1 protein-coding gene is annotated in these 1,879 nt (G+C 69.1%); it reads right to left on the bottom strand.

Annotated features, from left to right (window positions below):
* Positions 1–13: 13 nt before the first annotated feature.
* Positions 14–1,675: a class I adenylate-forming enzyme family protein gene (locus HF519_RS29970; RefSeq protein WP_169416308.1), complete on the bottom strand. Its 1,662-nt coding sequence runs from the start codon at positions 1,673–1,675 to the stop codon at positions 14–16.
* Positions 1,676–1,879 lie beyond the last annotated feature (204 nt).

Below are 1,879 nucleotides of genomic sequence, written 5' to 3'. Positions count from 1 at the left end.
GGGTGGGGGTGGGTCAGGGTTGGTTGCGGGCTCGGAGTTCGCGGCGGAGCAGCTTGCCCGTCACCGTCTTCGGGATCTCGTCGAGGAACTCGATCTGGCGCGGGTACTTGTAGGCCGCCATCCGCTCCTTGCAGAACGCGATGAGCTCGGCCTCGTCGGCGCTGCGCCCGGGGCGCAGGCTGACGTAGGCCTTGACGGTCTCGCCGCGGTACTCGTCGGGCACCCCGACCACCGCGGCCTCGCGGACCGCGTCGTGCTCGTAGAGGACGTCCTCGACCTCGCGCGGCCAGACCTTGTAGCCGCCCGCGTTGATCTGGTCCTTCTTGCGGTCGACGATGTAGAACCAGCCCTCGGCGTCCATGTAGCCGACGTCGCCGGTGTGCAGCGCGCCGCCGGGGATGGCCTTGACGGTCTCCTCGGGCTTGTTCCAGTAGCCCGAGACGATCTGTGGTCCCGTCGAGACGATCTCGCCGATCTCCCCGGGCGGCAGGTCCTGGCCGTCGTCCCCGACGATCCGGACCACCGTGTTGAAGATCGGGACCCCGACCGACAGGGCACCCGACGCCTCGTCCACCGGCGCCTCGGCGTGGTAGGGCACGCCGTGCGACGGCGACGTGGTCTCGGTCAGCCCGTAGATGTTGTGGATGTACTGGCCGAACGTCGCGGAGAACGCCTTCACCGTGCTCGGGGGGATCGGTGCGCCACCCGACCAGATCTTGCTCAGGCTGGCGAGCGCGTCGGAGTCGGCGTTGGGTGCGTTCATCAGCGCGATGAACACAGTGATCGACCCGACGGTGAACGTGGGACGTTCCTCGCGGATGACGTCGATCGCCGTCGACGGCTCGAAGCGGTAGAACAGCACCAGCGGCGCCCCGAGCAGCAGCGAGATCGTGATGTGCGCGATGAGCCCGGTGATGTGGAACAGCGGCGCCACGCCGAGCACCACGTCGTCAGGACCGAGTCCGCACCACTGCCGGTAGGCCTGGGAGTTGAACACCACGTTCCCGTGGGTGTTCATGGCGCCCTTGGGCGGCCCGGTCGTGCCCGAGGTGTAGGTGAGGAACGCGGTGTCCTCGGCGGTGAACGACACCGCCGGCGGTCGCCGCCCGCGGAAGCGCTCGATCAACCCGGCCATGTCGACGGTGTCGTCGAAGCTGATCCGCTCCACGCCGGCGAAGACCCGCTGGTCGTTGCGGCTCTGGTACTCCAGCTCGGAGGTCGTGATCACGGTGGCCACGTCGGTCCGGCCGACCACGGCGGCAGCGACGTCGCGGTACAGGCTCTCCAGGCAGACCAGGACCTTCGCCCCGGAATCGTTCAGGAGCAGCTCGAGCTCCCGCTCGCGGTTCATCGGGTTGATCGAGACCGCGATGCCGCCGGCCTTCCAGGTGCCCAGCAGCCCGATGACGAACTGCGGGACGTTCTGCAGGTACAGCGCGACCCGGTCGCCCGCCGCGAAGCCTCCGTCGAGCAGCCCGGAGGCGAACGCGTCGGTGAGCTCGTCGAGCTCACGCAGGGTGATGCGGCCGTCGAAGTACCGGATGATGTCCGCGTCCGGCGCCCGCTGTACCGAGGCAGCGAACATGGCCAGAGCGTCGCCGAACTCCGGCGTGATCTCGGTGGGCTGCCCCTCGTCGTAGATGGCCAGCCACGGCTTGTCGTCGTACACGCTCACGAGTCCTCCTCGCCGGCGCTCGCCGGGCACGCCGGTGGCGCTGCGTCGGGTGATGGGCTCACACGCTCGCCCAGGTGCATGTGCTCAGCGGATGGCGATGGGGTTCACCGGTGCCCCGGTGCCCTTGACCACCTTCAGCGGGGCCGCGGCGTAGAGGAAGCTCCACCGCCCGTCGGCGGCACACGCATCGGCCAGGTCATCGAG

It is taken from the genome of Pseudonocardia bannensis, from assembly GCF_012911875.1.
Lineage (GTDB): Bacteria > Actinomycetota > Actinomycetes > Mycobacteriales > Pseudonocardiaceae > Pseudonocardia > Pseudonocardia bannensis.
The sequence above is the reverse complement of the archived record's forward strand: the minus strand, read 5'-3'. Positions and strand labels throughout refer to the sequence as shown.